This window comes from Streptomyces solincola, assembly GCF_002982015.1.
Classification (GTDB): domain Bacteria; phylum Actinomycetota; class Actinomycetes; order Streptomycetales; family Streptomycetaceae; genus Streptomyces; species Streptomyces solincola.
Genome location: NZ_PVLV01000090.1, coordinates 1 through 16,259 on the forward strand (window position 1 = coordinate 1; position 16,259 = coordinate 16,259).

Annotated in this window: 14 protein-coding genes; 11 read left to right on the forward strand and 3 right to left on the reverse strand. The window is 76.1% G+C overall.

The window, feature by feature from the left end:
• Nucleotides 1-119 precede the first annotated feature (119 nt).
• The 7 genes from C6N75_RS06770 (at nucleotide 120) to C6N75_RS06800 (ending at nucleotide 7,718) form a co-directional block, all read left to right on the forward strand.
• Nucleotides 120-1,025: a response regulator transcription factor gene (locus C6N75_RS06770; protein ID WP_105867934.1), complete on the forward strand. Its 906-nt coding sequence runs from the start codon at nucleotides 120-122 to the stop codon at nucleotides 1,023-1,025.
• A gap of 207 nt (nucleotides 1,026-1,232) precedes the next feature.
• Nucleotides 1,233-2,012 (forward strand): hypothetical protein, encoded by a 780-nt coding sequence (locus C6N75_RS06775; RefSeq protein ID WP_105867935.1) that lies wholly within the window; start codon nucleotides 1,233-1,235, stop codon nucleotides 2,010-2,012.
• A 1-nt stretch (nucleotide 2,013) separates the two neighbouring features.
• Complete coding sequence (gene asnB / locus C6N75_RS06780; protein ID WP_105867936.1) at nucleotides 2,014-3,855, forward strand: asparagine synthase (glutamine-hydrolyzing); 1,842 nt, start codon at nucleotides 2,014-2,016, stop codon at nucleotides 3,853-3,855.
• Nucleotides 3,852-4,475 carry a flavin reductase family protein gene (locus C6N75_RS06785; RefSeq protein WP_181160373.1) on the forward strand — a complete coding sequence of 208 codons (624 nt, stop codon included), beginning with the start codon at nucleotides 3,852-3,854 and terminating at the stop codon, nucleotides 4,473-4,475. The genes asnB and C6N75_RS06785 overlap by 4 nt, the downstream gene beginning before the upstream one ends.
• A complete protein-coding gene (locus tag C6N75_RS06790) occupies nucleotides 4,456-5,889 on the forward strand; it encodes a 4-hydroxyphenylacetate 3-hydroxylase family protein (protein ID WP_105867938.1) in 1,434 nt (477 codons plus the stop codon). Before C6N75_RS06785 ends, C6N75_RS06790 begins: the two co-directional genes overlap by 20 nt.
• A 6-nt stretch (nucleotides 5,890-5,895) precedes the next feature.
• Nucleotides 5,896-6,768 carry a class I SAM-dependent methyltransferase gene (locus C6N75_RS06795; protein WP_105867939.1) on the forward strand — a complete coding sequence of 291 codons (873 nt, stop codon included), beginning with the start codon at nucleotides 5,896-5,898 and terminating at the stop codon, nucleotides 6,766-6,768.
• 98 nt (nucleotides 6,769-6,866) lie between these two features.
• A complete protein-coding gene (locus C6N75_RS06800) occupies nucleotides 6,867-7,718 on the forward strand; it encodes a helix-turn-helix domain-containing protein (RefSeq protein ID WP_105867940.1) in 852 nt (283 codons plus the stop codon).
• Between the two features lie 260 nt (nucleotides 7,719-7,978).
• Here the strand turns inward: C6N75_RS06800 and C6N75_RS06805 are convergent, their stop codons facing one another.
• Complete coding sequence (locus C6N75_RS06805) at nucleotides 7,979-9,256, reverse strand: MFS transporter (protein WP_219852851.1); 1,278 nt, start codon at nucleotides 9,254-9,256, stop codon at nucleotides 7,979-7,981.
• Between the two features lie 612 nt (nucleotides 9,257-9,868).
• On the opposite strand from C6N75_RS06805, the gene C6N75_RS06810 reads away from it, so the two are divergent.
• Genes C6N75_RS06810 through C6N75_RS06825 form a run of 4 tightly spaced genes read left to right on the forward strand, consistent with a single transcriptional unit; the run spans nucleotide 9,869 to nucleotide 13,723 of the window.
• Nucleotides 9,869-10,975, forward strand: coding sequence for an LLM class flavin-dependent oxidoreductase (locus C6N75_RS06810; protein ID WP_105867942.1), 1,107 nt, complete (start codon nucleotides 9,869-9,871; stop codon nucleotides 10,973-10,975).
• On the forward strand, nucleotides 10,972-11,844 hold the full coding sequence (locus tag C6N75_RS06815; protein ID WP_105867943.1) for an ABC transporter permease: 873 nt from the start codon (nucleotides 10,972-10,974) through the stop codon (nucleotides 11,842-11,844). The genes C6N75_RS06810 and C6N75_RS06815 overlap by 4 nt, the downstream gene beginning before the upstream one ends.
• 42 nt (nucleotides 11,845-11,886) lie before the next feature.
• Nucleotides 11,887-12,927, forward strand: a complete 1,041-nt coding sequence (locus tag C6N75_RS06820; RefSeq protein ID WP_105867944.1) for a taurine ABC transporter substrate-binding protein — start codon at nucleotides 11,887-11,889, stop codon at nucleotides 12,925-12,927.
• Nucleotides 12,928-12,964: 37 nt separating this feature from the next.
• A complete protein-coding gene (locus C6N75_RS06825; protein ID WP_105867946.1) occupies nucleotides 12,965-13,723 on the forward strand; it encodes an ABC transporter ATP-binding protein in 759 nt (252 codons plus the stop codon).
• A 43-nt stretch (nucleotides 13,724-13,766) separates the two neighbouring features.
• Here C6N75_RS06825 and C6N75_RS06830 read toward each other — a convergent pair whose 3' ends face one another.
• Both C6N75_RS06830 and C6N75_RS06835 read right to left on the reverse strand, forming a co-directional pair.
• Nucleotides 13,767-14,618 carry an ECF transporter S component gene (locus C6N75_RS06830; protein WP_105867945.1) on the reverse strand — a complete coding sequence of 284 codons (852 nt, stop codon included), beginning with the start codon at nucleotides 14,616-14,618 and terminating at the stop codon, nucleotides 13,767-13,769.
• The coding region (locus C6N75_RS06835; protein WP_105867947.1) for an ABC transporter ATP-binding protein at nucleotides 14,615-16,259 on the reverse strand (1,645 nt) is incomplete at its 5' end. The genes C6N75_RS06830 and C6N75_RS06835, both read right to left, overlap by 4 nt.

The following is a 16,259-nucleotide window of genomic DNA, read 5'->3' on the forward strand; positions in this document are numbered from 1 at the left end:
CCCTCAGCCTCCACCGACGGCCGCCCCGCCCCGTGCGCGGCGGCGGCCCGCCTTCCTTCCGAGGGGACACGCCCGATGCCGTACATCCGCCGCACCCTCCGCACGGCCGGAGGCGCCCCATGGGAGCGCTGACCGGCCTGCCCAGCCATGACACCGACCGGGCGAGACCCCCGGCCGGTCCGCCCCTCATCCGGCGGACCACGGCCCCCGCCACCGTCCGCGCCCTGCACGCCGAGATCGACAACCCGCTCGACCTGGTCGCCGGCCACCATCTGCTGCGCGAGCCGCCGGCGTCCGCCGTGCCCGCGCCGGCCCCCGCCGCCTGCTCCTGCGGCCACCCGGTCTGCCGCGCCGCCGCCGCACCCGCCGCCGACCCGGTACGGGTCTTCCTGGTGCTCCGCCAGCGGGTCGCCGGCGCGGGACTGCGCGCGCTGCTCGCCGCCGTGCCCGACTTCGCCGTGGTCGGCAGCGCCACCGACCCGGACGCCGCACTCGCCGCGGTACGCCGGGTGCGGCCCGACGTCGTCCTGCTGGGCACCGCCGGCGACCTGGGCACGGACCTGGCGGCCGCGGCCAGGCTGCGCTCCCCGGGGGCCGCCCCCACCGCCCGGGTGCTGCTGCTGCGCCGCGCCGAGTCCACCGCCGAGGCGGCCCGGATGCTGCTGGCCGGTGCCGGCGGCTGCTTCCCGCTCGACTTGGACGAGGACCAGATCGCCGGGGCGGTCGCCCTCGCCGCCGCCGGCGGCACCGTCTTCCTGCCCGCGCCTCCGCCCGCCCGCCTGCCCGCCGCCGGCCTCGACCGGGAGGCCGCCGAACGGCCGCCCCAGCAGGCCGGACTCACCGTCCGCGAACGCCAGGTCCTCGCCCAGTTGGGCCGAGGCCTCAGCAACGCGGAGATCGGCCGCGAACTCGCCCTGGCCGAGGCCACCGTGAAGAAGCACCTCACCCAGGCCATGCGCAAGACCGGCCAGCCCGACCGGCTGCGCGCCGCGCTCTACGCCCACCGGCACGGCCTGGCCGGCTAGCCGCCGCGCCTTTCCAAGGGCGGGCCCCCGTCCCGGGGGCCCGCCCTTCGGCGTGCCCGGGCACCCGCGCGGGCGACCTTCGGAGCATGGCGCGGCGCTGTTCGTCGCCCCGGGTGTCGCCGAACGGAGGTTCCAGGCCCGTACACCCCATCCCTAGCGTGAGGGCCATCCCACCACCCCCGCGGAGCAGAGCCCCGAGGAGCTTCCATGAGCGACGGGCACGACCCCTCCCAGCGGCCCCTTGCCGGGCCGCCGCGCACCGCCCTGCTCGCGCCGCCCGCCGCCCGCGGCGAGGACGCCGGGCCGGGCGAGGGCGGCCAGGACGGCACGCCGGCGCGGTCCCCGTACCGCGCCATGCCGCCGGCCGAGCGATCCGCCCTGTGGCGGCAGCGGCTGCACGAGGCGGAGGCCGGACTCACCCGCTTCCTGGTGTCCCGGGGCGACGAGGTCAGCCTGACCGAGTGGTTCGCCCTCCAGGCCGAGATCTTCGCCGACCTGCCCGGCGACACCGCCGACCCCGCTCCCTGGCAGCGGATCTTCTTCCGCGGCCAGGCCCTGATGGAGCGCTTCCTGGTACGCCGCTACGGCGAACCGGTGCTGGCCGACTGGGCCCGCTCCAACGCCGAGGTGCACCGCGAGGTCGAGCCCGACCACGGCCGCGGCGCCGCCGACCCGGTGCACCGCATCGCCCGGCAGGCCGAACTGTACGGCTCGGAGTACGAGTTCGACGACGACCCCGGGCCCGCCGCCGACCGGGCAGCGCTCACCATCACCCACTGCGCCATCTGGGACTACCGCGAGCAGGCCCGCCGCGGCGGCGTCCGCCTCACCCTGGCGTCCCCCTGCACCTACTGCACCGAGGCGCTGTCCGCCAACATCCGCGCCAAGGGTTTCACCCCGGCGCACCGGCTGATCGCCGGACCCACCGGACACGGCTGCCGCTGGGAGGCCGCCGCCCCCGGCGCCGACACCCCTGAGGAGGCTTGAGATGTGCGGCATCACCGGCTGGCTCGACTGGAACCGCGACCTGCGCCGAGAGGAGCCCGCGGTACGGGAGATGACCGCCGTGCTGGCCTGCCGCGGCCCGGACGCCGACGGCGTCTGGCTCTCCCGCCGGGCCGCCCTCGGCCACCGCCGGCTCGCCGTCATCGACGTCGACGGCGGCGCCCAGCCGCTCACCGGCGCACCGCCCGGCGCGGAGCGGACCGCGGCCGTCCTCGCGTACAACGGCGAGCTGTACAACCACCGGGAACTGCGCGCCGAACTCGCCGCCCGCGGACACCGGTTCCGCACCCGCTCGGACACCGAAGTGGTGCTCCGGGCCCATCTGGAGTGGGGCAGCGAGGCGCCCCGCCGCTTCAACGGCATCTTCGCCTACGCGCTCTGGGACGAGCGGCACGGCGAACTCACCCTGGTCCGCGACCACCTGGGCATCAAGCCGCTGTACTGGCACGCCTACAGCGGCGGCCTGCTGTTCGGCTCCGAGCCCAAGGCGCTGCTCGCCAACCCGCTGTTCACCGCCGAACTGGACGCCGACGGGATCGCCGAGCTGTTCGCGCTGCCCGCCGCCCCCACCCCCGGGCACGGCGTGCTGCGCGGACTGCACGAGGTCCGTCCCGGACGCCTGCTGCGCGTCAGCCGGGCCGGCGTCCGCGAGGAACGCCACTGGTCGCTGACCTCCCGCCCGCACGCCGACGACGAGCACACCACCCGCCAGACCGTGCGCGCCCTGCTCGCCGACGCGGTGGAACGCCAGTTGGCCAGTGACGTGCCGCTGTGCAGCCTGCTCTCCGGCGGCGTCGACTCCAGCGCGGTCGCCGCGCTCGCCGCCCAGGCCCGCCGGCGCACCGGCGGCGAGAAGATCACCACCTACTCGGTGGACTTCCCCGGCAGCTCCCAGCGGGCCCCCGACGACTGGCGCACCGCCCACGACGCGCCGTTCGCCCGGGCCGCCGCCGACCACATCGGCACCCTGCACACCAGCGTCCTGGTCCCCGACGACGACCTGCTGCCGGCCCGCGACGCCGTGCTGCGCGCCCGCGACCGGCCCGGCTGGGGCGAGATGGACGCCTCCCTGCACCTGCTCTTCCGCGAGGTGCGCCGGCGCTCCACCGTCGCCCTGTCCGGCGAGGCCGCCGACGAACTCTTCGGCGGCTACCCCTACTTCCACGACCCGGTGGCGCTGGCCGCGCCCGTCTTCCCCTGGCTGCACGGCCGCACCACCCCCGCCGCGCTGCTGCGCCCGGACGTCGCCGCCCGCGTGCGCCCCGAGGAGTACGCCGCCGACGCCTACGCCGCCGCGCTCGCCGAGACGCCCAGGCTGGACGGCGAGGAGGGCCGTGAGCGGAGGATCCGCGAGGTGTTCCACCTGGCGCTGACCCGCTGGCTGCCGCCGCTGCTGGACCGGGTCGACCGGGTCAGCATGTCCGTCGGCCTGGAGGTGCGCGTGCCGTTCTGCGACCCGCGACTGGTCTCCTACCTGTGGAACGTGCCCTGGTCGCTGAAGGCCCCCGGCGGCCGGCCCAAGGGGCTGCTGCGCGACGCGGTGCGCGACCTGCTGCCGCCCCAGGTCACCGACCGGCCCAAGAGCGGCTACCCCTCCACCCCGGCCGTCCGCTACACCGAGGTCCTCACCGAACGCGCCCGCACCCTCCTCGCCGACCGGGCCGCACCCGTCTTCGAGCTGGTCGACCGGGACGCGGTACGCCGGGCGCTGGACGAGGGCCGGCCGCTGCCCAGCCCGCGTACCGCCCCCAACCCGGTCGGCGGCCTGGACCACCTGGTCCAGCTCGACGAGTGGCTGCGCGCCTACCGGGTGAGGCTCCGGTGAGCGCCCTACCGGCTCCGGAGACGAGCGCCCTGCCGGCTCCGGAGACCACGTCTCCCCTCGACGCGGACGCCTTCCGGCGTACCGCACGGGCCTGGAGCACCGGCGTCGCCCTGCTGACCGCCGCCGACGGCGAGGAGGTGTTCGCCAAGACGGTCTCCTCGCTGTGCACCCTCTCCCTGGACCCGCCGCTGGTCAGCGTCGCCGTGGACCGGCGCAGCCCGCTCGCCGCCGCGGTCCGCCGCACCGGGCGGTACGCGGTCGGCGTGCTCGCCGGGCCACAGGAGCCGCTGGCCCGGCGGTTCGCCGCCCGGGGCGCCGGCCGCGCCCTCGGCCGCTTTCCCGGCGTGCCGCTCACCCCGATCGCCACCGGGGCCCCCGTCCTCACCGACTGCCTCGGCTGGTTCGACTGCGTGCTCGACGCCGCCCTCGGCGGCGGCGACCACGTGCTGCTGGTCGGCCAGGTCGCCGCGGCCGGCGGCGACGGCGGCGAACCGCTGCTCTACCACGCCGGCCGCTACCGCCTCCTGCACCCCGCCGCCCCGCCGCCATCCGACCCCGCATCCGCCTCCGTCCCCTCTCATCCGCTTCGGGAGCCCGCGCATGACCCTGCTCACCGGTGACCGCTACCGCGCCTCGCTGGACGACGGCCGAGAGCTCTACCTGCACGGCGAGCGGGTCACCGACCCCGCCCGCCACCGGGCCTTCGCCCCGGCCGTCGACGAACTGGCCCGCCAGCTCGACCTCCAGCACGACCCCGACCACCACGACCTGCTCACCTACAAGGACCCGGCGACCGGCCACCGCATAGCCCGCGCCTACCAGCCCACCCGCACCCCGGAGGAGCTGGCGCTCCAGCGCCGCAGCGCCGAGTTCTGGCACGCCCAGTCCCTCGGCCAGCACGGCCGCTCGCCCGCCTTCATGGCCTCCATCGCACTGGGCGTGCACGACTTCCGGCACCGGTTGGCCACCGGACGGCCCGAGTTCGGGGCCAACGCCGACGCCTGGTACCGGCATGTCGCCGAGCACGACCTGGTGCTCTCGCACGCCCTCGGCGACCCCCAGATCGACCGCTCCGCCGACCCGGTGGACGACCCCGACCTGGCCCTGCGGGTGCTCTCCGAGGACGACCGAGGCATCGTGGTGCGCGGGGCCAAGCAGCTCACCACCCTCGCCCCGCTCGCCCACGAGGTGCTGGTCTACCTCTCCGCGTCCTTCACCCAGCGGCGCGGCGAGCAGTTCGTCGTCTGGTTCGCGCTGCCGCTGAACACCCCCGGGCTGATCACCCTGTGCCGCGAACCGCTCGGCGCGGAACCCTGGGGCCACGGGCACCCGCTGGGCGCGCGCTTCGACGAGCAGGACGCCATGCTCTTCTTCGACGACGTCGTGGTGCCCTGGGACCGGGTGTTCCTGCTGCGCGACGGCGACCTGGCCCGCGAGGGCCTGGCCCGGATCAACGCCTGGAGCGCCTACGTCGGGCACATCCGCTTCCGTGAGCGGCTGCGCACCCTGCTGGCCACCGCCACCCTGGTCGCCGAGTCCATCGGCGTCGACGGCTTCCGGGGCGTCCAGGAGGACCTGGGCCGCCTGGCCGGCTACGCCGAGCTGGCCGAGTACTTCCTGGACGCCGCCGAGGCCCGGGCCCGGCGCACCGACAGCGGACTGCTCGCCCCCGGCGACACCGCCGCCGCCCGCGTCTGGTCCGCCGAGGTGGCCGGCAGCGCGGTCGACATCGTCCGCCGCATCGGCGCCTCCGGACTGCTGATGCAGCCCACCGCCAAGGACCTCGACCATCCGCGCCTGCGGCCCCACCTGGACCGCTGGATGCGCGGCCGCGGTGTGGACGCCCCCTACAAGTCGCGGCTGTTCCGGCTCGCCTGGGAGCTGACCGGCGACGGCTTCGGCCAGCGCCAGGACCTCTACGAGCAGGTCCACCGCGGTGACCTCACCCGCAACCGCATCAACCTCTACAAGCGCTACGACAACAGCGAGGCCCGCGCGAGGATCACCCGCCTCGCCGACGGCGCCGCCGAGTAAGGAGGCATGACGATGACAGCCGCCCACGACGTCCAGACCCAGGCCCGGCAGCTCGCCGGATACGCCGACGCCAGCCGTCTGCGCCAGGAGCACGACCGAGACTGGGTGCTGGACCGGATCCCCGACGCCCCGGCCGCCCTGGTCGACCTCGGCAGCGGTATCGGCCAGCTCCTGGACACCGCCCTCGACCGCTTCCCCACCCTCACCCGAGCCGTCGGTTTGGAGCGCTCCCCGCACCGCATCGCCGAGGCCCGCCAGCGCCTCGCCCGCCATGGCGACCGGGTCGCCCTGCACCCCGCCGACCTGCTGCGGCCCCCGCTGCTGCCGCTGCGCGCGGACGCGGTCACCATGACCTCCGTACTGCACTGGCTCCACCCCGACGAGGAGCGGATCCTCGCCTGGGTCGCCGAACACCTCGCGCCGCGCGGGCGGTTCCTGCTGACGACCTACCACCCGGACCGTGACGAGGACGGCTTCGGCGGCGAGGACGAGATCGTCCGCGACGCGCTCGCCTCGCTCGGAGTGCGGTCCGCCGGCGTGCCCGGCCTCTTCCGGGCCGGCGCGGTGCTGCCCATCGGCACCCGCACCCGCACCGCCGACGACCTCCGGCGCCTGCTGGAGCGGCACTTCACCGTGGTCGGGACGCACGAGCGGGACGCCGTCGTCACCGTCGACTCCGCCGAGCGCTACACCCACTTCCACGCCGCCACCTTCGGCGACTACTACGGCCGCCTGGTCGAACCCGCCCGCCGCACCGACTTCTACCGGGCCGTCGGCGAGTCCGCCGTCCGCCGCCAGGAGCAGCGCGGCCACGTCAGCTCCATGCCGGTCCGGCTCTGGGAGCTGGGCCCCGCCGACCCCTCCGGCCGCCTACTCTGATGCCTACGCTGAAGAGAGGCACGGCGGCCGTGCCTCCGGGTACGGCCGCCGCCCCGCGGCCCGGGCCCCGCCCACCGCGCACCGAGGAGCCGAAACCGATGCCCCCTCCGACCGCCGGCGCCGAACTCGGCGCCTTCCTGCGCGCCCATCGCGAACTGCTCAAACCCGCCGACGTCGGCCTGGTGCCCACCGCCCGCCGGCGCACCCCCGGACTGCGGCGCGAGGAGGTCGCCTCGCTGTCCGGGGTGGGCCTGGCCTGGTACACCTGGCTGGAGCAGGGCCGGGTCACGGCCTCCCGGCAGGTCCTGGAAGCGGTCGCCCGCGCCCTGAGGCTGGACGCCGCCGGGCTGCGGCACGCGCTGCGGCTGGCCGGCTACCACGAGAGCCCGGCCGGCGGCGACGGCCGCCGCACGGCACTGGCCGCCGCGGTCCGCCCGGTGCTGGACTCCTGGCCGGCCAGTCCCGCCGTGCTGGTGGACCGCCACTTCGACCTGCTCGCCTGGAACGCCCCCTGGACCGCGCTGTGGGGCGACCCGGACACGGTGCCCGCCGAGCGGCGCAACCTGATGTGGCTGATGGCCGCCGACCCCCGGCTGCGCCGGGTGCTGCACGACTGGGAACCGCTGGCGATGAACGTCTTCCAGCACTTCCGCGCCCAGGCCGGGCCGGCGCTCGCCGACCCGCGCACCAGCGAGGTCTACCGCCACCTCGGCGAGGACGTGCCGGAGCTGAGCCACTGGTGGGGCTGCCACTCGGTGGCCGAACTCACGGCCCGTACCGTCACCGTGGAACCGGACGAAGGACAGCGCATCTCGCTCGCGCTGTCCTCCTTCCACCCGGTGGACGACCCCACCGCGCTGGTGCTGCTGTTCACCCCGGCCGGCGCGTCCGACCGCACGGCGATGACCCGCCTCGCCGAAGGGGCCCCGCGAGCCGTGCCGGTGGGCTGACGACCCTGCGCCCGCCCTGCGGCGTGGCGACGGCCCACGACCGGAACGGGACTCCGGCCCCGGTGCCGGCGCCCGGACCTCGACCGCTACCGAACCCGGGCCACTTTGCGACGGAGCCGGACCCCGGCGGCCGGTCGCCGAAGGGCCGAGCCGGAACCGTGGCCTGGCCCGGACCGGGGGTCCGGCCAGGAACGGGGGCCTGGCCCGGACCGAGGCCCGGCCCCGAACCGCGGCACGGATCGCCGGGCGGGGCCACGGGGTCAGCCCACCGCCGGGCCGGCCTCGGCCGGCGGGGTGCGGCGGCGTACGCCCGCGCTGAGGGCCAGACCGCCCAGCGCCGCCACGACGGCCAGGCTCACGCCGACCGCGAGCGTCCCGGCCGCCACCCCCGAGAACGCGCCCACCGCCCACGCGCCGACGCCGGTGCCCGCGTACATCGTGGACGTCAGCCAGGCACTGGAGGTGGCCCGCAGCTCCGGGGCCGCGGTGCCGGCCAGCGTCTGCTGGTCGGTCACGAAGCCGCCGCTGGCGACGAACCAGACGACCACCCCGGCCAGCGCCAGGACCAGCCCCGGTCCGGCCGCCGCCAGCGCCACCCCGGCCGCCAGCAGCACACCCCACACGCCGAGCAGCGGCAGATCGCCCCGCCCGGCCTCGCGGGCCCGGTCGCCGAGCCGGCCGCCCAGCAGCGAACCCGCCACACTGCCCGCGCCCACCAGCACGCCCACCAGTCCCAGCGCCTCCACCGACAGCTCGAAGCGGGCCACCAGCAGCGCGCCCAGGAAGGTGTACGCGCCCAGATTCGCCGCGTGGAAGGCCGTGTTGACCAGCAGGGCGTTGCGCAGCGACGGCACGCCCCAGGCGGCCACCACGCCCTTCACCGCTCCCGCGCCGCCGAAGCCGCCCGCGGCCGCCGGGGTGGGCGCCACCTGCCGCAGCAGCAGCGGCACGGCCGCCAGGGTGCCCGCTGCCAGCGCCCAGAACGCCGAGCGCCAGCCCGCCGCCCCGGCCAGCAGCGCGCCCAGCGGCACGCCGATCACCTGGCCCAGCGAGAACAGCGCCATGCCCAGGCCCAGCGCCCGGCCGCGCACCCGGTCCGGCGCGGTCTCCGCGATGTGCGCCCAGATCGCCGGACCGGCCGCCGCGGCCGCCAGGCCCGCCACCGCTCGGGACACCACCAGCAGCGCCAGCCCGCCGGAGAGCGCGGCCGCCGCGTTGGACACCAGGAACAGCACGGTGCCCGCCAGCAGCGCCCGGCGCCGGCCGAACCGGTCGCTGACCAGTCCGAGGAACGGCGCGGCCACCGCGTACGCCATGACGTACGCGGTGACACTGGACGCCGCGGCCGCCTCGCTCACCCCGATGTCATCGGAGATGGTCTGCAGCAGCGGAGAGACCAGGAAGGTCTCGGTGCCGAACAGGAAGAGCAGCGCGAACACTCCCGCATAGCGCAGCCGGTCCCATCCCTGCCGGGTCCCGGCCGGATCGTCCGCCGGGCCGCCGTCCTTGTCGGCGGGGGCCTCGGAGATGCCGCTCACGCGGATCACCACCTTGTCGAGCGTCGAGCCGGAGGCCGCCGTCCGCCCCGGGGGAGCGGACACCGCCGGGCGGAGCGTGGCAGACGGCTCCGGCGACGGATCAGGGCCGCCCGGCCGGCCCATCGTCGGCGGGCCCCCACCGGCCCAGCCAGACAGGCGTTGGTCCTGTGACCTCACCTCACAGGCTGCGCCGACGCCTCCGGCCACCGGCCGGCCGCCCCCCGTCGCAGGTGGCGGCGGGTGCCCGCGTCCGTTCCGCCGTACCGGCCGGTGAGACGGCGGCGTCCACCATCCGGATGACGGTTGTCCCGCCCAGGGTGTTCCCGACAGGATGCGCTCATGGCCCCCGCCCTCGTCTCCCGCCGCCACGTGGACCTGCTCCGCGTGGCGACGATGCTGTGTCGGGCCGCCCGAGCGCTCTGAGCCGCTTCTGACGGGCGGGCCCCCGGCGTGAACGCCCGCCGCCCGCACACCTCTTCTTCTTCGGACCACCGCCGTCCCCGGCCCGCTTCAGGCTGCCGCCGGCCGTGCCGCCCCGTGCGGGCGCGCCGCCGCGTGCCGCCGCACGCCCGGGGGCCCGGCGGCCCGCTCGCACCCTTCCCGAGGTCACCCATGCCCGCACAACCGCCCCCGCTCCACTGGTTCCTGCCCACCGGCGGGGACGGCCGCGACCCCGGCGGCGTCACCGCCGCCCAGGCCCGCACCCACGCCGCCACCCGCCGCGCGCCGAGCCTGGACTACCTCGGGCAGGTCGCCCGCGCCGCCGAACTCGCCGGATTCCACTCGCTGCTGACACCCGTGGGACTCGGCTGCGTCGACCCCTGGGTCCTCACCTCCGCGCTGGCCGCCCGCACCGAGCGGATCGGTTTCCTCGTCGCCTTCCGCGCCGGGCTGGCCAGCCCCACCCTGCTTGCGCAACAGGCGGACACCTTCCGTCAGTTGGTCGGACGCAGGCTCGCCCTCGATGTGGTCACCGGCGGAGACCCGGCCGAACAGCGCGCCTACGGCGACCGGCTCGACCACGACGAGCGCTACGCCCGCACCGACGAGGTGATGGCCGTGGTCCGCGACCTGCTCGACGGCAAGCGCGTCGACCACCACGGCCCCCACCTGCGCATCGAGGACGCCGCCCTGCACCGCCCCGCCGCCGACCTGCCCGTCCCGCTGTACTTCGGCGGCGCCTCCCCGGCCGCCGAGGACGTCGCCGCCCGCCGCGCCGACGTCCAGCTCTTCTGGGGCGAACCCCCGGCGAGGATCGCCGAGCGCATCGCACGGCTGCGCGCCCGCGCCCCGCACCTGCGCTACGGGCTGCGGCTGCACGTCATCAGCCGGGACACCGCCGAGGAGGCCTGGGCCGAGGCCGACCGCATCCTGGCTGGCATCGACCCCGAGGCGGTCCGCGCCAGCCAGGAGCGGTTCGCCCGGATGGACTCCACCGGCCAGGCCCGGATGACCGCCCTGCACGGCGGCTCCACCGACGCCGCCCGGCTCACCGTCGCCCCCAACCTCTGGGCCGGCATCGGCTTGGTCCGCGAGGGCGCCGGCACCGCCCTGGTCGGCTCGCACGACGAGGTCGCCCGGAAGCTGGAGGAGTACCGGGCCCTGGGCGTCGGGGAGTTCTTGCTCTCCGGCTACCCGCACCTGGAGGAGGCCCTGCGGGTCGGCGAGGAGGTGGCGCCCCGGCTGCGCGCCCTGGCCGCGCGGAAGACCGCCGCGTGAGCGCCACCGCCACCCCCACCCCGCGAACGGCCACCGCCCCCGCGTCCGCCGCGACCGGCGCACCGCGCACCCGGCGGCGGGCGGCTCCCGGCCTGCGCCGCGCCGGGCTGCGGGTCCTGGCGCTCGCCGTGCTGCTGCTCGCCTGGCAGGGCGCCGTCTGGGCCGAGCTGTGGCCCCGGGTGCTGGTGCCCTCGCCCGGCGACGTGTGGGAGGCGGTGTTGCGCACCTCCACCGTGCACGACGGCGTACGCGGCCAGAGCGGACACCTGCTGACCGAGCACCTGGGCGCCAGCCTGCGCCGGATCGGCATTGGCACCGGGTACGCCGTCCTGGCCGGCGTACCGCTCGGCCTGCTCATCGGCACCGTCCGGCCGCTCGCCGTCATCCTGGAACCGGCCGTCTCCTTCCTGCGCACCCTGCCGCCGCTCGCCTACCTCTCCCTGCTGGTCATCTGGTTCGGCATCGACGAGTCGCCCAAGATCTGGCTGCTGGTCATCGCCGCCTGCCCGCCCGTCGCCGCGGCCACCGCCGCCGCCGTGCGCACCGTGCCCGCCCAACTCCTTGAGGCCGCCCGGGCGCTCGGCGCGACCCCGGCGAACCTGCTGCTCGCGGTGCGCCTGCCGTCCGCCCTGCCCGAGATCATGACCGGCGTGCGGATCGCCACCGGCATCGCCTACACCTCGGTGGTCGCCGCCGAGACCGTCAACGGCGTCCCCGGCATCGGCGGCATGATCCGCGAAGCCCAGCGCTACAACCAGACCGACGTGGTCGTCGTCGGCATCCTCGCCATCGGCCTGTCCGGCGTGCTGATCGACAGCGCCCTGCGCGCCTTGGAGCGCGCCGCCGTGCCCTGGCGCGGCCGCGCCTGATCCCCGCCCCCTTCCCGTACCGCCACCCACAGGAGTACCGCCATGCCCGCACGTCCCCGCACCCTCCGGCTCGCCGCCGCCCTGGCCGCCCTCGCCCTGGCCGCCACGGCCTGCGCCGGCGGACCCGTAGGCGCGGACGGCTCCGGCACCGGCAAGACCCGGGTGCGCATCGCCTACCAGGCCATCCCCAACGCCGACCTGGTGGTGAAGAACCAGCGACTGCTGGAGAAGGCCCTGCCCGACGCCGAGATCACCTGGACGAGGTTCGACTCCGGCGCCGACGTCAACACCGCCGTCATCGCGGGCGCCGTCGACCTGGGCCTGGCCGGCTCCAGCCCCGTCACCAAGGGCCTGTCCGCCCCGCTGGACATCCCCTACAAGGTGCTCTGGATCCACGACGTCATCGGCGACAACGAAGCCCTCGTCGCCCGCAAGGAGATCACCTCGCTCGCCCGGCTCAAAGGCCGCAAGGTCGCCGCCCCGTTCGGCTCCACCGCCCACTACTCGCTGCTCGCCGCCCTGGACGAGGCCGGCGTGGACCCCTCCTCGCTCACCCTGCTCGACCTCCAGCCGCAGGACGCGCTCGCCGCCTGGCAGCGCGGCGACATCGACGCCGCCTACGTCTGGACGCCGTCGCTGACCGAACTCCTCGAGGACGGGCGCCCGCTGGTCACCAGCCGGCAGGTCGCCGCCGACGGCAAGCCCACCGCCGACCTCGGCGTCGTCACCGACGCCTTCGCGGACCGGCACCCGGAGATCGTGGACGCCTGGGTGAAGGCCCAGGACTCCGCCGTACGCCAGACCAGGACCGACCCGGACAAGGCGGCGAAGTCCATCGGCGCGGAGCTGAACCTGCCCCCGGCCGAGGCCAAGCGGCAGCTCGGCCAGCTCGTGCTGCTCACCGCCGAGGAACAGGCCGGCCCCGAGTACCTCGGCGCCCCCGGCAAGCCCGGCGCGCTCGCCGGCAACCTGCGCGACGCCGCGGCCTTCCTCAAGACCCAGCAGGCCGTGGACGCCGTACCCGAACTGTCCGTCTTCCAGCGGGCGCTGGCCGTCGAGGAGCTGGCCCGTGGCACGAAGTGAGAACCGGCGGCCCGGCGCGGAACCACCGGACGCCAAGCTGCCGGACGTCGCACCGCCCGACATCGAGCTGCGCGGCGTGCGGGTGGAGTACGGGCCGGTGACCGCCGTGGACGGGGTCGACCTCACCGTCCCCGCCGGGGAGTTCACCGTGCTGGTCGGCGCTTCCGGGTGCGGCAAGACCACGTTGCTGCGCACCGTGGCCGGCTTCGAGATCGCCACCGCCGGCAGCGTGGAGGTACGCCGTCGCACCGGCGTCGTCTTCCAGCAGCCCCGCCTCTTCCCCTGGCGCACCGCCCGCGGCAACGTGGCCTACGCGCTCGCCCGCCACGGCGTGCCGCGCTCCGAGCGGGCCGCCCGGGCCGACGCCCTGCTGGAGCGGGTCGGCCTGGCCGGGCTCGGCGGCCGGCGGAGCTGGGAGCTGTCCGGCGGCCAGCAGCAGCGGGTCGCCATCGCCCGCGCCCTGGCCGCCGAGCCGCAGATCCTGCTCATGGACGAGCCGTTCTCCGCGCTGGACGCCCTCACCCGCGAACATCTCCAGGACGAGGTGCGGGCCCTGGCCGCCGACACCCGCACCACCGTGCTGTTCGTCACCCACTCGGCCGAGGAGGCGGTCCTGCTCGGGCACCGCGTCCTCGTGCTGGCCCCGGCCCCCGGCCGGGTGGCCGCCGAGGTCCACGTGCCCTTCCGGGACCGCGCCGACACCGAAGGACTGCGCACCGAACCGGAGTTCACCGCCCTGCGCGCCCGGGTCGACGACCTGGTCCGCCAGGCCGCCGACGGTCACGCGACGGCCTGAGCGGCGTCCACGACCGACCGCACCTCCAGGGCGCCGCCCCGCGTCACCGCGGTCTGACCCCTTCCTTCGGAGGCTCCGGTGCGGGCGGCTGGGAGGGGCCGAACCGCACCGGCGCCTGGAAGCGGGCCTTGCGGGCCGCGCGGCGGAACACCGTCAGCACCGCGGGCCCGGCCAGCAGCACGCAGACGAAGTTGGTCACCGCCCGCCCGGTGTCCCAACCCAGCGAAGTCGCCACGTCGAAGGCCAGATAGCGCTGCCACTGCTCGGTGAACGGCAGCCCCGGCAGATAGGCGATCGAACTGCCCGGGTCCACCGAGAACGGCCAGAACGACAGGTTGAGCAGGAAGCCGAAGAGATAGCCGGACAGCGAGCCGTACACCGCCAGCAGCAGCACCTCGCGCCGCCCGCTCGCCCGCGGCAGCAGCCCGGCCAGCATCCCCACGAACGCGCAGCCGAACATCTGGTACGGCATCCACGGCCCCACCCCGCCGGTGATCAGCGCGGACGCGAACAGCGAGGTGCAGCCCAGTGTGAAGCCGAACCCCGGCCCGTACACCCGCCCGGCCAGCACCAGCACGAAGAACACCGTCTCGATGCCCGCCGTGCCCGCGCCCAGCGGCCGCAGCGCCGCGTTCACCGCCGACAGCACTCCCAGCATGGCCAGCGCCTTGGAGCTGATGCCGCCCTCGGCGATCTCCGAGACCACCACGCACAGCACCAGCACCAGCAGCACCCCGAAGATCAGCGGCGGCGCGTAGTTCGAGCCGAACTTCCCCGGCGCGACCACGAACGGCCAGAAGAACGCCACCAGCCCCAGGAACGAGGCCAGCGCGATCACCACCCCGGCGCGCGGGGTGATCCGCACCGCCGCCGCCCCCCTGCCACCGCCGCTCATCCGCCGGCCCCGACGCTCGCCGCGTCCGGACCGAGGCCGTCCAGCACGGCGGCCACCTGCCCGGCGGTGAGGTACGGCAGCGGGGCGAGGACCTTCGCCACCTGCGGCGCGAACACCGGCGACGCGGTGATCACCTCGGCGGTCGGGCCGTCCGCGACCACCTCGCTCTCCGCCATCACCACCACCCGGTCCGCCGCCCGCGCGGCGAACTCCACGTCATGCGTGGACACCACCACCGCGCGGCCCTCGGCCGCCAGCGCGTCCACGATGCCGGCCAACTGCGCCTTGGCCGTGTAGTCCAGGCCCCGGGTCGGCTCGTCCAGCAGCAGCACCCCGGGCGCCGCGGACAACTGCACGGCCAGCACGAGCGCCAGCTTCTGACCCTCGGACAGGTCCCGCGGATGGGCCGCCCCGTCGATGCCCGGCGCCAGCCTGTCCAGGATCTCCCGGGCGGACGGCCCCGCGGCCTCGCCGCCCGGCACGGCGGCGTCCGCGTCCGCCTGCGCCAGCTCCTCCTTGACCGACTCCAGGTACAGCAGGTCCGTCGGGGTCTGCGGCACCAGGCCCACCAGCCTGCGCGCCCCGGCCGCCGGCAGCTCGCGCGGATCGGCCGCCTCCCCGCTGCCTGCCGCCGCCACCCGCACCCGGCCCGCCCGGCGAGGCCCCGAGCCCTGCAACGCCCACAGCAGCGAGGACTTGCCCGAGCCGTTGCGCCCCATCAGCGCGGTCACCTCACCGGCCCGCAGCTCCAGGTCCACCTCCCGCACCGCGGGCGTCCCCTGGTAGGACACCGACACCCCGCGCGCCTCGAGCAGCCTGCGGGCCGCCGGTTCGACGGGCGGCCGGACCGGCGGCGGCGACGCGTCGCGCAGCCTGGCCCGCAGCGGGACCGCCGACCGGCGGGCGTCCCGGATCGACAGCGGCAGCGGGTCCCAGCCCGCCCTGCGGCCCAGCTCCACCACCGGCGGGGCGATGCCGGAGGTGCGGAACACCTCGGCGGGCGGCCCGGACACCACCCGGCCGTCGCCGGGCAGATGCACCACCCGGTCCGCGTACTGCACCACCCGCTCCAACCGGTGCTCGGCCAGCAGCACGGTCACCCCCAGGTCGTGCACCAGCCGGGTCACCGCCGACAGCACCTCCTCGGCCGCCGTCGGGTCCAGCGCCGACGTCGGCTCGTCCAGCACCAGCACCCGGGGATGCGCGGTGAGCACCGAGCCGATCGCCACCCGCTGCTGCTGCCCCCCGGACAGCTCGTACAGCGCCCGGTGGCGCAGATCCGCCAGACCCAGCAGATCCAGCGTCTCCTCCACCCGCTTGCGCATCACCGTGGGTGCCACCGCCAACTGCTCCATGGCGTATGCCAGTTCCTCCTCGACGGTGTCGGTGACGAAACCGTCCAGCGGGTCCTGCCCCACCACCCCCACCACATCGGCCAGTTCGCGCGGCGGATGGTCCGCGGTGTCCCGGCCGTCCACCGTCACCCGCCCGTACAGCGTGCCGCCGGTGAAGTGCGGCACCAGCCCGTTCACCGCGCCCAGCAGGGTGGACTTGCCCACCCCCGTGTGCCCGACCACCAGGGCCAGTTCACCCTCCTCCACGGTGAGGTCCACCCCCCGCAGCACGGGCTCGACGGCCCCG